Origin of the sequence: Actinomadura barringtoniae (genome assembly GCF_017573505.1) — a bacterium.
GTDB lineage: Bacteria > Actinomycetota > Actinomycetes > Streptosporangiales > Streptosporangiaceae > Spirillospora > Spirillospora barringtoniae.
This window is the reverse complement of the sequence record NZ_JAGEOJ010000009.1, coordinates 449,123-459,504: the sequence shown is the minus strand read 5'-3', so window position 1 is coordinate 459,504 and position 10,382 is coordinate 449,123. Positions and strand designations below refer to the sequence as shown.

The window sequence follows — 10,382 nt, the reverse complement described above, 5'->3', positions numbered from 1 at the left end:
ATTATTTGGTCGAGGGTCGCCCCGGTTTGAGGGGCGGCCCTCGACGCATGTCTTGGACCTGCCAATATGGGAGGCAAGGTCTACGGAACCACCGAGAACAGTGACGGACGTGATGAGCGCGGAAGAGGACGGCCGCAAGGACGAGCGCCGCGAGCAGCGGGGCAACGGCGGGGGACGCGGCACGCCGGGCGATCGTGGCGGTAAGCCACGCGGCGGACCAGGAGGTCCGAAGAAGGGCGCCGGCCCTCGTGGCGGTGCGCCTCGTACCGGCGGCGGCAAGCCCGGAGCGCGGGGGCGCTCAGGCGCGCCCGGTGGTTTCAAGGGCGGTCGTGACCGTGACGGCGGAGGCCAGGGGGGCCGTCCGTACTCCGGTGGTGGCCGTCCTGGCGGTGGTTTCAAGGACCGGCAAGGACGTCCGGAACGCGGCCAGCGCGACGACCGTGGCAAGTCCGGCAGGCCGTTCAAGCCGACCGGCGAGCGCCGCACGGAGTCCGGTGAGTCTCGTTCCGACAGCGGGCGCGGTGAATCCCGCTTCGGCGGCCAGGGCGAGCGCAGGCCTCAGGGGCGTCCGAACGATCAGCGCGGCGGCGGCCGCAAGTTCGAGGGCAAGCGGGACGACCGCCGTTTCGGTGACCGTGGCAAGCCGTTCGACCGCGACAAGCCCCGCAAGCCGTACGGCGACCGTGGGTCGAAGCCGGGCGGCGGCAGGCCCTATGGCGACCGCGACGACAAGCGTGGTCCGGGCGCGGGCTCGGGCAGGCCGTACGGCGACCGTGACCGGTCCGGCGGCGGCAGGCCGTACGGCGACCGTGACCGGTCCGGTGGCGGCGAGCGCGGCGGCAAGCCCTACGGCGATCGCGACAGGCCGCGGACCGGCGAGCGGGGCCGTTCCTTCGGTGACCGTGACAGGCCTCGCGGTGGTGAGCGCAGCGGCGGTCGGCCGTTCGGTGACCGTGACAGGCCGCGTACCGGTGAGCGTGGCGGCCGACCCTACGGTGACCGCGACAAGCCTCGTGGTGGTGAACGCGGCGGCAGGCCGTTCGGCGACAGGGACAGGCCGCGCTCCGGCGAGCGTGGCGGCAGGCCGTTCGGTGACCGTGATCGGTCTCGTGGCCCCGGTGGGCCCGGCGGCCGCGGCAAGCCGTACGGCGACCGAGAGAGAGACAGGGACAGGGGCCGCGGTGGTCCCAGGCGTCCGAACGAGGGCGGCCGCTCTTACGGTCAGCCTCGCGACCGCGATCGGGACCGGGATCGCTCGGGTAGCCGCGACACCTTCCGGGATCGCGATGAGGCTCCGAAGCACGACGACCCGATCCTGCCCGACGAGGTCACCGGCGAGGAACTGGACGCCGACGCTCGTGCCGAGCTCCGCACGCTTCCCAAGGACCTCGCCCTTCGCGTCGCTCGTCATCTCGTTCAGGCCGGGAGCCTTGCCGAAGAGGACCCCGAGCTCGCGTACAAGCATGCCCGTGCGGCACGCCGACTGGCTTCGCGCGTAGGCCTCGTACGGGAGGCGGCCGGTCTGGCCGCTTACCGCGCGGGCGAATGGGCTGAAGCTCTGGCCGAACTGCGTGCGGCACGCCGGCTGAGCAGCGCGGAGGACGCGTACCTGCCGATCATGGCGGACTGCGAGCGCGGCCTCGGCCGTCCCGAGCGCGCCCTCGACCTGATCAAGTCGCCGGACGCCAAGAAACTCGACCCGATGGGACGCGTCGAGCTGCGCATCGTCGAGTCGGGTGCGCGCCGTGACCTGGGGCAATACGACGCCGCGGTTGTGGCGCTGCAGATCCCTGAGCTTCGGGATCGGCGGCTGCGTCCCTGGTCGGCACGTCTTTTCTACGCCTACGCGGATGCGCTTGCCGACGCGGAACGTACGGACGAAGCCAGCGAGTGGTTCGCCCGGGCGGCCGCAGCCGATCGCGACGGTGAGACCGACGCGGCCGAGCGCTACGCCGAACTGGAGGGCCTCGACATCCTCGACACCGAAGAGGATGAAGAGGAAGAGGCCGCGGAAGAGACCGAGATCCCGGCTGACGAGGTCGAGGCTTCCGTTGAGGAGGCTGAGACTTCTATCGAGGAGGCTGAGACTTCTTCAGAGGAGGCCGAGGCGTCCGCCGCGCGCGAGCCCGAGGCTCCTGTCGGGCCTGAGGCCGAGGCACCTGCCGAGCCCGAGGCTCCCGCTGTGCCGGAGATCGAGGTTTCCGGAGTGCCCGGGATCGAGTTCACCGAACCCGACCCCGAGCCGGCACCGGAACCCCCGGCCGAAGCGCCCGAGACCTCAGTGGTGTTCCTGGAGCCCGTCACCGAGGAGACCAGGGAACGCCCGGAAGACGGCTAGGCGTGCTTGTCCAGTGAGTGCATGATGCCCGCGACGTTGCTCTCGGTGCCGTTGAGGATCTCGTACTTCGCGATGTCCTCGGGGTCGGTGAGCTCGGTGGCCATCCGGTAGCGATCCTTCGTACGGTCCCGGACCATCGCGACCGCGTGGTCCAGGTCGAGGCCGAGGTCGCGGGCGTCCTTCACCGCGTCCACCCACACCCGCAGTTCCTCCGCGGACCGTTCCAGGGTGTCGGCCACCTCCGTCACCGGCCCGTAGTGCGCGAACAGCAGCCGTTCGGGCTCAAGCGAGCGGAACTTGTCGAGCGACCGCAGCGCCGTCTCCAGATCGAAGTCCGGAGGCGGCGTCGCGGGCCGTACGTCGGCCGTCTCCTGAACGTAGATTCCCGCCGCGTCCCCGACGTACAGGTCACCGGTCTGCGAGTCCATCAGCCCCACATGGTGCTTGGCGTGCCCGGGCGAGTAATACGACTCCAGCCGACGCCCGCCCCCGAGGTCGATCGAACCGGTGTCCTCCACCGACCGGATCCGCGCCGCGTCCGTCGGCTTGAGCTCGCCGAACAGCTCGTCCAGCTTGTCCCCGTACACCATCCGCGCGCTGCGCATCAGCCGCTCGGGCCCAGCCAGATGCCTGGCGCCCTTCTCGTGAACGACGACCTCCGCCTGCGGATACATCTGCGCGATGTCGCCAACCCCGCCAGCATGGTCAAGATGAATGTGCGTGACGACCACGCTCGCCAGATCCTGAGGTCCCACTCCCAACTCGGTGAGAGCGGCCTGCACCACCGGCGCCGACCCTGACGTACCCGGTTCCACCAGGCATGGCCGGTCGGACAGGATCAGATATCCGGCCGTGATGCCGGTGTAGCCCGCCATCCGGGTGTCGATCTCATATACGTTCCCGCCGAGCGGCCTGACCGTGGTCTCCATCGCTCGATCATCGCCGGTTATCCACAGTTTTCGCCAGGTCTTCCGACCGCGATCCGTGGCCTCCACCATGTGGAACATGAGCATCAACCACATCAACACCGTCGCCCTGCTCGGCCGGCTGGCCGACGACCCGGCCCGGCGCCCCTTACCCGCAGGAGGCACCGTGACGGTCTGGCGCCTGATCGTCGACCGCCCCAAAGAACCCGGCAGGCGCCGCAGAGTGGACGCCATCGCCTGCGCCGCCTTCGACCTTCGCCTCCACGACCAGGCCGCCACCTGGCGCCGCGGCGACCTCATCGAGGTCCAAGGAGCACTCCGCCGCCGCTTCTGGAACGCCGAGGAGTTCACCTACGGCCGCTACGAAGTCGAAATCCACGAGGCCGCCCTAGTAGCCGTAGCCCCCGCCCCTCTCCCCACCAACGCCTAACTCCCACTCACCCCCTGGAGGCCGCCGAGCGCCAAAGCCCACGCCGTGCCCGGGAGCCCACGCCGGCGAGAGTTCACGCCGGGCTCGGGTGTCCACGCCGCTCCCGGGCGTCACCCCGCGCCCGGGAGCGCAGGCTGCTGCGCGCGGGTGTCCACGCCGTGCGCGGGTGTCCGGGCCGCGCGGGGTGTCCACGCCTGCCCGGGTGTCCACGTCCCGTCCTGGCGTTCACGCCGGGTCCGGGTGTCCGCGCCGGGCTCGGGTGTCCGCGCCGGGTCCGGGTGTCCGCGCCGGGTCCGGGTGTCCGCGCCGGGCTCGGGTGTCCGCGCCGGGCTCGGGTGTCCACGTCCCGTCCTGGCGTTCACGCCGGGTCCGGGTGTCCACGCCGGGCTCGGGTGTCCACGCCGGGCTCGGGTGTCCAGGCCGCGCCCGGGAGTCACCCCGCGCCCGGGAGTGCAGGCTGTTGCGCGCGGATGTCCACGCCCCGCCCCGGCCCGGGTGTCCACGCTGCGCCCGGGGAGTCCACGCTGCGCCCGGGAGTGCAGGCTGCTGGCGGGTGTCCACGCCGCGCGCGGGTGTCCACGCCTGCCCGGGTATCCACGTCCCGTCCTGGAGTTCACGCCGTGCCCGGGAGTTCACGCCGTGCCCGGGAGTTCACGCCGTGCCCGGGAGTTCACGCCGCGCTTAGGCGGCCCCTGCATGCTGCGGGTCGCTCGGGAGCCATGCGCCAGCGCCGCCCCGCAGCCAGACGCCCGGCCCGCGGTCGAAGCGAGCTGGAGCACCCGGATGTCAGCGCGGCTCGGTAGGCGCGCCGGCTGGGTCGGCCTGGTTGGCGGGGGCGCCCAAGTGGTGCGATCGGTTCGGTCGGTCTGATGGGCTCGGTCGGTCTGGCGCTGTGAGGTCGGAGTCGCTCGCGTGGTGGGGCGGTCTTGGGGTTGGGGCGTGGCTGGACTGGGGGAGCGGGGCATCGGGGTGGTGGAACGGGGTGGAACGCCTCCTGGGTGGGAGCCGCGATCGGCGGTTCGAGCGTGGGAGGACACATGGCCAGGAAGCGGCGGGTGGGGGTTGTTACGGCGATCTCGGCCGGGGCGGTGCTTGCGGGTTCGCAGGCCTTGGCGGGGCTGACCTGGACGGTCGTGCCCAGTCCTAACCCGTCGGCGTCGTCCAACCGGCTGAACGCAGTGTCGGCCCGTACGGCGACCGATGCGTGGGTGGTGGGGTCGTTCACCGGGCCCGATGCTGACGCGGACGGGCAGCAGATGCTGACGGCGCGGTGGAACGGGGCTCAGTGGCAGCAGGTGACGACGCCTGCGGTGCTGCATCAGGACGAGGTGCTCAACTCGGTGTCGGCGAGTGGGGCGAACGACGCGTGGGCCGTGGGCGTGACCCGGGTGGTGTCGGCTGCGGCGCGGTCGCCGCTGGCGATTCACTGGAACGGAACGGCCTGGTCGATCGTGCCCGTGCCGAACAGCGGGGGCTCGTCCAAGTCCATGTTCAACGGGGTCGCGACGCTCGATGCCGGCAATGCGTGGGCGGTCGGGCGTGGCAAGGACGCCCGTGCTCTGGTGGAGCACTGGGACGGGACTGCGTGGTCGGTGGTTCCGGTGCCCGCGCCGAGCGTGCCTGCCGGGTCGACGCTGGCGAGTGTGACGTTGAGCGGTGTCTCGGCTCGTTCGGCGACCGACATCTGGGCGGTCGGGAGCTTCAGCGCGGTCATGAGCACCAATGTGCTGACCAAGTCGCTGGCCATGCACTTCGACGGCACCTCGTGGACGGTCGTTCCGACTCCGTCCAACGCCTCCAGCACGGTCGCCACTGCGCTGAACGGGGTGACGGCGGTGGCGGCGAACGATGTCTGGTCGGTCGGGCAGCTGTCCACGAGCAACGGGACGACCCTGCCCAACACGATGGTGATCCAGCACTGGAACGGCACCGCGTGGTCGAGCGTCACGACTCCGGCCTTGCAGGGCGGGCTGACGGGCGTCGCCGCGCGGTCCGCCGGGGATGTCTGGGCCGTGGGGTCGGCCACGGACACATCGGGGAACGTGCCGGTCAGCAAGACGCTCACCCTTCACTGGGACGGGTCCACCTGGACTCGGGCGGCCAGCCCCAATGGGTCGTCAGGAGAGTCGCTGGTGAATGGAGTGAGTGCCACGCCGGGCGGCGGGGATGTGTGGGCGGCCGGGTTCGATATCTCCGGTCGGACTCTCCTTCTGCGCAATAGCCCCTGATGGTGGGCGCCTTAAGGGAGGCAACTCTCCCTTAAGGCGGGGCGCCTTAGGGGGTGAAGCGGCGGTGCCTTAGGGGGTGAGTAGGCGGAGGACCATTCCGGTGCGGGGCTTGGGGCCGAACGAGGTGGATTTGCGGGGGACTCGTTCGCCCTCGCCCGCCACCGCGAGAACGTCCTCGACCTGGAGAGGGTTGAGCACGACGGCAGTGCCGGACGTGCGGCGGGCTCGTTCAATGGCGGCGGCGGGGTCGTCGTGGACGACCTCGACGCTGTGCTCGTTCTCCGGGATCTGCCACAGGTCGTCGATGAGGAGGTGGTCGAGAACGGCGGTGTCCAGGCGGCGCCAGCGGTCCGAGTGGCCGGGCGGCATCGTGCGGGCCAGGCGTACGGGATCCGGGTCGGTCAGGAGGTGCAGGCCGTCGCCGCCGAGGAGGAACGCCGGTCCAGCGGCCGTGGAAAGGGCCTGGAGGGCTTCCGGGAGCGTGTCGTAGGGCGTGATCGTGAAAGCGTCCTTGGCGCGCTGCAGGGCCACCTGAGGCGCCAGAGCGGGCAGCACGCGATGGATGGCGCCCAGATGCGGGGGATAGCGCGTGGAATCGACCAGGAGGGCCAGGCCGTAGTCCCAGGGGCCCGGGCCATGCCCGGCCGCGTGCCGACGTGCTTGGAGGGCGCGGTACGTGGCGTAGCGGTGGTGGCCGTCGGCGATCAGCGCCTGGCGGTCGCGCAGGTCCGCGCTGATGCGCGGGTGGTCCTCGATGCGCCAGAGCCGGTGGATCAGGCCGTCATCGGCCAGGAACTCCTGCAGCGGAGGGGTTTCGGCGACCTGATCGATGATCTCCGCGGTGTCGCCTCCGCCCTCGTACACCAGGAAGATCGGCTCCAGGTTGGCGTCGGTCTCTTCCATTAATGCCAGGCGGTTGCGAACCGGGCCCGGGTAGACGTTCTCGTGGGGGAGGACGATGCCGTCGGCCTCCGAACGCAGGCCGAGCGCGCCGATCAGGCCGCGTTGCAGCGGTCCGGCGCCGGTGGCGGCCTCGTAGACGTACAGCGACGGCTCGTGGTCCGAGGTGAGCGCCCCGGTGGCGCGCCAGCCGTTCAGCGTCGTCGCGCCCTCGGCCGCAGTGGGCGGCAGGATCAGACGGACGATGTTGTGCCCATCGCTGGCCAGCAGCCGGGCCACCTCTTGCTCGTCGATCAGGTCGTACGGCGGCGAGGTGACCGTCGACAGGTCGCCCGCGACCTCGGGCGCGAACCGCAGGCCATGGAAGGGCGTCAGCTCGAGACCCCGTCCGGCCGTAGGGTTTGCGGCGCCGAAGACCCAGGCGCTGAACTCTTCCGGATCCAGGCCGGAAGGAAGATCGTCGTCCACTGTGGGCATGGTAACCATCAGAGGGATGTCTCGCGGGAGCCGGGTACGGTCATAGGGGTCGAAGTCCGGGAGGTCCACATGAGTGTGCAAGGGCCAGGAAGGTCGGCGGATTCCCCTGGCGAAGAACCTGGTCCCGCCGGACCGGACGGCGGGGTCTACGAGTGGTATACCCGGGGCCTGGAGCTCCTTAAAGCGGGCAGCGCCGCAGCGGCGGTCCAGCTGCTCGCCCGGGCGGCCGAGTCGGAACCGGAATCCCGCAGCGTCCGGGAGGCGCTGGCGCGGGCCCAGTACGGTGCGCGCCTGTTCGAAGAGGCGGCCGCGAACTTTCGATGGATCGTCGAGGCCGACCCCGCCGAGGATTACGCGCTTTTCGGTCTCGGACTCACGCTGAGCCGGATGGGCGATTTCGAGGCCGCCGTCGAGCACCTGGCGCTCGCCTGCGCCATGCGCCCCGAGAACAAGGACTACTCCCAAGCCCTCCGCCACGCCCGAGCCACACTGGCGTCCCGCCGCTAACGCCGATCGGCCGTGCCTCTACGCGAGCGGGTCTGTGCGTGGGTGACCGGCCGTCCATGAGCGGGTTGGTCGTGCCTGAGCGTCTGGTCCGTGAGTGGGTGGCCCGTACGTGAGTGGACGGCCCGTGCATGAGCGGGCGGCTCCGTACGTGATCGAGCGGCTTGTACGTAAGCGAGTGGGCCGTACGTGATCGGGCGGTTTGTACGTGACCGGGCAGGCCGTGTGTGAGTGGCTGGCTTGTGCGTGAGCGGTTGGCTCATGTGAGCGGGTGGGCCGTAGGCGAGTGGCTGGCCAGTGCATCAGCGGGCGGCTCGCGCGTGAGCGGCTGGTCCGTGCGCGAGCTGGTTGGTGTGCGTGAGTGGCTGGCCTGTGCGTGAGCTGGTTGGTCGTGCGTGATCGGGTGGCCCGTGTGTGAGCGGGACGTCCATGCGGGAGCGGCTCATCCGTGCACGAGTGGGCGGTCCGTACGTCAGCGGGTTGGCCGTGCCTGAGCGGGCGGCCCGTGAGTCAACGGCTGGCCCGTACGCGAGCGGGTGCCCGGTACGCGAGCTGGTTGGTCGTGCGTGAGCGGGGCGGCTCGGGCGTGAGCTGGCGGGCCGTGTGTGAACGGCCGGCCCGTGCGTGTGCGGGTTCGCCGTGCCCGGGCAACAGGCCCGTGCCTGAGCGGGTGGTCCGTGTGTGAGTGGGTGGGCCGCGCGTGGGTGGGTTGGCCTTGAACGGTCGTCCGTGCGCGAGCGGGTGGCTCTTGCGCGGAGGGCGGGTCCGTGTGTGAAGGCGGGGTCCGTACGATCGGGGGTGTGGAGAAACGCATCATGGAGGGCGGCGGGATGAAGGGCAGTGAGCTGCCACTGAGCGAGGCGTACGACGTCGCGCTGCTCGACCTTGACGGTGTCGTCTACGTCGGCCACCGGGGTATCCCGGGCGCGGCCGAGGCGCTGGAGAAGGCGCGTGCGGCAGGCCAGCGGCTGGCGTTCGTGACCAACAACGCCTCTCGTACGCCAAGCGCGGTCTCGGCTTTGCTGAACGAGGTCGGGGTGCCCGCGAGCCCGGAGGACGTCGTGACCTCCGCGCAGGCCTCGGCGCGGCTGCTGTCCGAAAGGCTGCCCGCCGGATCGCCGGTGCTGGTGGTCGGCGGGATGGGGCTGCGGCATGCGCTGTACCAACGCGGCCTGCGTCCGGTCTCCACTGCTGCCGAACGTCCTGCTGCCGTCGTGCAGGGCTACGACTTGCGCCTCGCGTACGGGCTCATCGCCGAGGGCGCCAAGGCTGTCAACAACGGCGCGCTCTTCGTGGGCTCGAACGGTGACCTGACCATCCCGGGCGGCGACGGGCCGCCGCAGCCGGGTAACGGCTCGCTCATGCAGGTCATCCGTACCGCGACCGGTGTCGACCCGATCGTGACGGGCAAGCCGGAACGTCCCCTCCACTATGAGTCGATCCTGCGTACGAAGGCCGAGCGGCCGCTGGTGGTGGGCGACCGCCTCGACACTGACATCGAGGGCGCGTACAACGGCGAGGCCGACAGCCTGCTCGTCTTCACGGGGGTGACCGACCACCTGGCCGCGCTCACCGCCAAGCGTGAGCATCGGCCTACCTATCTCGCGGCCGACTTGTCGGGGCTTCTTGTTCCTCACCCAGAGGTCGGCCAGGACGACGCTGGTTACCACTGTGGCGGCTGGACGGCCCGCTGGGACGGTGACCGGATCGGCCTCTCCGGCGAGGGAGACCCCTACGACGGTCTGCGTGCGCTTGCGGCTGCGGCCTGGCGTGAGGAGACCCCCGCCGCTCCTGAGGCTGTGCGCCCTGCGCTGGACCAGCTCTCTTTCACCCGCTGACCCTGCGCGCCTTCACGTGCTGACCTCGCGCCCTGCCCATTCGCGCCCAGCGCTCTGTCTTTGCGTGGCGATGGGCTGCTTTGGCATTGCCGGCGCGCGTTCGACCTGCAGGCGCACTGGATAGCGGGGTCCCTGCCAACATCTGGTGGCAAGGGCTCACTACCCCTCAGAGCAGCTTGCGCAGGCGCAGCAGGTCGAAGATGCTCGCCTCGATCTTGAGCTTGCCGCTCGCCCAGGCCTTGGCGGGGCTCAGCTCGTCGTTCGCCAGGGCCACCAGGTCGTCGCTGTTCACGGTGAGCCGGACCTGGGCGCCCTTGGCGTCGTCGGTCGGCTCGAACTCGTCCAGGCCGTCCTTGTGGATCCGGGTCCGGTAGGCCACGCCGAGATCAGGTATCCGGCAGCTGATGCTCCGCTCCACGACATGCTCGGCCAGCTGCTCGGGATCCACGTCACCCAGGCGCCCGGCGATCCGCCCGAGCGCCGCGCGGCATTCCTCCTCGTTCGCCATGGTCAGGCCGTTCCCCGTTCGGTCGACAACGATGTCGTGATGGGACGGTAGCGTTCTGACTGAGCCCGAAGCGACTCGCGGCACGCGGTCGGGGGTCTTCTTGGAGGTAAACGTGATGTCCGACGAGGCGGCAGGGGAGTCCGCGTCGCAGCCCCCCATGCCAGGGCCCGGCCCCGCGCCGGAGGAAGGCCTCACCCCGCCCGGGATGAGCCCCCCGGAGCCCTCCGCCGCCG

9 protein-coding genes are annotated in these 10,382 nt (G+C 70.8%); 5 read left to right on the top strand and 4 right to left on the bottom strand.

Features of this window, described 5'->3' with window-relative positions; translation table 11 throughout:
* Positions 1–298: 298 nt before the first annotated feature.
* The gene (locus J4573_RS54180; protein WP_243773440.1) at positions 299–1,465 is read right to left on the bottom strand and encodes a hypothetical protein; all 1,167 of its coding nucleotides are present in this window, start codon (positions 1,463–1,465) and stop codon (positions 299–301) included.
* A 153-nt stretch (positions 1,466–1,618) separates the two neighbouring features.
* On the opposite strand from J4573_RS54180, the gene J4573_RS24070 reads away from it, so the two are divergent.
* Positions 1,619–2,338: a hypothetical protein gene (locus tag J4573_RS24070; protein WP_243773439.1), complete on the top strand. Its 720-nt coding sequence runs from the start codon at positions 1,619–1,621 to the stop codon at positions 2,336–2,338.
* On the opposite strand, the gene J4573_RS24065 is transcribed toward J4573_RS24070, so the two are convergent.
* Positions 2,335–3,267 carry an MBL fold metallo-hydrolase gene (locus tag J4573_RS24065; protein ID WP_208258050.1) on the bottom strand — a complete coding sequence of 311 codons (933 nt, stop codon included), beginning with the start codon at positions 3,265–3,267 and terminating at the stop codon, positions 2,335–2,337. The two genes, J4573_RS24070 and J4573_RS24065, sit on opposite strands and share 4 nt — an antisense overlap.
* A gap of 76 nt (positions 3,268–3,343) precedes the next feature.
* Here J4573_RS24065 and J4573_RS24060 point away from each other — a divergent pair, with 76 nt between their 5' ends.
* Together J4573_RS24060 and J4573_RS24055 are read left to right on the top strand one after the other, a co-directional pair.
* Positions 3,344–3,694: a single-stranded DNA-binding protein gene (locus J4573_RS24060; RefSeq protein WP_208258049.1), complete on the top strand. Its 351-nt coding sequence runs from the start codon at positions 3,344–3,346 to the stop codon at positions 3,692–3,694.
* A 1,037-nt stretch (positions 3,695–4,731) separates the two neighbouring features.
* Positions 4,732–5,922, top strand: a complete 1,191-nt coding sequence (locus tag J4573_RS24055; RefSeq protein WP_208258048.1) for a hypothetical protein — start codon at positions 4,732–4,734, stop codon at positions 5,920–5,922.
* A gap of 69 nt (positions 5,923–5,991) precedes the next feature.
* Here J4573_RS24055 and J4573_RS24050 read toward each other — a convergent pair whose 3' ends face one another.
* Entirely contained in the window at positions 5,992–7,299 is a 1,308-nt protein-coding gene (locus J4573_RS24050) for a DUF1015 family protein (RefSeq protein ID WP_208258047.1), read from the bottom strand.
* A gap of 69 nt (positions 7,300–7,368) precedes the next feature.
* Here J4573_RS24050 and J4573_RS24045 point away from each other — a divergent pair, with 69 nt between their 5' ends.
* Positions 7,369–7,806: a tetratricopeptide repeat protein gene (locus tag J4573_RS24045; protein ID WP_208258046.1), complete on the top strand. Its 438-nt coding sequence runs from the start codon at positions 7,369–7,371 to the stop codon at positions 7,804–7,806.
* Between the two features lie 827 nt (positions 7,807–8,633).
* Positions 8,634–9,641 (top strand): HAD-IIA family hydrolase, encoded by a 1,008-nt coding sequence (locus J4573_RS24040; protein ID WP_208258097.1) that lies wholly within the window; start codon positions 8,634–8,636, stop codon positions 9,639–9,641.
* A 166-nt stretch (positions 9,642–9,807) separates the two neighbouring features.
* Here J4573_RS24040 and J4573_RS24035 read toward each other — a convergent pair whose 3' ends face one another.
* On the bottom strand, positions 9,808–10,149 hold the full coding sequence (locus J4573_RS24035) for an SCP2 sterol-binding domain-containing protein (RefSeq protein WP_208258045.1): 342 nt from the start codon (positions 10,147–10,149) through the stop codon (positions 9,808–9,810).
* Positions 10,150–10,382 lie beyond the last annotated feature (233 nt).

What these genes read in the sequence shown, in the direction of transcription:
- J4573_RS24055 (WP_208258048.1), top strand. Translation starts at nt 4,732, where the DNA reads ATGGCCAGGAAGCGGCGGGTGGGGGTTGTTACGGCGATCTCGGCCGGG.
- J4573_RS24050 (WP_208258047.1), bottom strand. Translation starts at nt 7,299, where the DNA reads ATGCCCACAGTGGACGACGATCTTCCTTCCGGCCTGGATCCGGAAGAG.
- J4573_RS24035 (WP_208258045.1), bottom strand. Translation starts at nt 10,149, where the DNA reads ATGGCGAACGAGGAGGAATGCCGCGCGGCGCTCGGGCGGATCGCCGGG.
- J4573_RS24065 (WP_208258050.1), bottom strand. Translation starts at nt 3,267, where the DNA reads ATGGAGACCACGGTCAGGCCGCTCGGCGGGAACGTATATGAGATCGAC.
- J4573_RS24045 (WP_208258046.1), top strand. Translation starts at nt 7,369, where the DNA reads ATGAGTGTGCAAGGGCCAGGAAGGTCGGCGGATTCCCCTGGCGAAGAA.
- J4573_RS24070 (WP_243773439.1), top strand. Translation starts at nt 1,619, where the DNA reads ATGGCGGACTGCGAGCGCGGCCTCGGCCGTCCCGAGCGCGCCCTCGAC.
- J4573_RS24040 (WP_208258097.1), top strand. Translation starts at nt 8,634, where the DNA reads ATGAAGGGCAGTGAGCTGCCACTGAGCGAGGCGTACGACGTCGCGCTG.
- J4573_RS24060 (WP_208258049.1), top strand. Translation starts at nt 3,344, where the DNA reads ATGAGCATCAACCACATCAACACCGTCGCCCTGCTCGGCCGGCTGGCC.
- J4573_RS54180 (WP_243773440.1), bottom strand. Translation starts at nt 1,465, where the DNA reads ATGCTTGTACGCGAGCTCGGGGTCCTCTTCGGCAAGGCTCCCGGCCTG.